The organism is Collinsella sp. LCP19S3_H3 (assembly GCF_052119145.1).
Taxonomy (GTDB): domain Bacteria; phylum Actinomycetota; class Coriobacteriia; order Coriobacteriales; family Coriobacteriaceae; genus Collinsella.
Genome location: NZ_JBQKFW010000035.1, coordinates 1 through 1,074 on the forward strand (window position 1 = coordinate 1; position 1,074 = coordinate 1,074).

1 protein-coding gene is annotated in these 1,074 nt (G+C 53.8%); it reads left to right on the plus strand.

Going from position 1 to position 1,074, the window contains the following annotated elements; all coding sequences use genetic code 11:
• The coding region (locus ACTQZF_RS09170) for a hypothetical protein (RefSeq protein ID WP_441555105.1) at positions 1–808 on the plus strand (808 nt) is incomplete at its 5' end.
• Positions 809–1,074 lie beyond the last annotated feature (266 nt).

Below are 1,074 nucleotides of genomic sequence, written 5' to 3' on the forward strand. Positions count from 1 at the left end.
CATCAACGGCAGCGAGGCCAAGCGCCAGAAGGCCCTCGAGGCGATCAAAAACCCCGGCTGCGGCTGGTTCTACCGCCGCGACGCCGAGACCTTCAAGCAGATCCCCGGCACCCCCATCGCCTACTGGGCTAGTGACGCCCTGCTCGACAACTTTGCTACTAGCAAAAAACTAAAAGACTTCGCGACGCCACGCGTCGGGCTCCAAACTGGAGAGAACGCACGTTTTGTCCGCGAATGGTGGGAAGTCGACGACCAAAAGAGTTCCTATTCCTGCTGTTCGTTGGAGGAATCTGTTTCCAGTGCTTGCAAGTGGTTCCCCTACAATAAGGGTGGTGATTTCCGCAAATGGTACGGAAATAACAGTTCGGTTGTTAATTGGGAGCATGACGGAGAAGAGATTCGTAACTACAAAGACGAGAATGGGAAGCTGCTTTCCAGGCCGCAGAATACGAACTGCTTCTTTAAGCCGTCGATTACTTGGTCGAAGATTTCGAGTGGATCAATCGCATTCCGTTTTAAGCCGGCGGGACACGTCTTTGATGTCGCGGGTACGAGCGTTTTTAGTGATGCCGAATTACTCAAATACTTGCAGGGCGCGTGCAACAGCTCTGTGATTATGCGCGTCGCAAGCATGCTCTCGCCGACGCTCAACTTTGAGGTAGGCCAAATCGCAACCTACCCGATCATTCAAAATGAAGATCTTGAACCGTCGGTTAACGCTACGGTTGACTCGTGCCGCGAACTATCAAAAAGCGACTGGGATTCGTTCGAAACCTCTTGGGATTTCAAACGTCATCCGCTTCTCTAGCCAAGTTTGATTAATCGGTCATGAGGACTGTGGGGCGCGTTTGTCCTTGTTTTTTCGACAATGTAGCCCAAGCAATTCATCTCCGTATATACCGATCAGCGACCAATTCATTTCTTAAACTCAGGATTGATAGCCATGAACGATACCGCCATCAGGAACTACTGCATCTGGGCCCGCAACGAGCTCATCGCCGGCGTCGAGGCCCGCATGAGGCTCTACGGCGTGGCCGAGGGCGCCGAGCCGGCCGGCGCCGCGGCGGCGGGCGG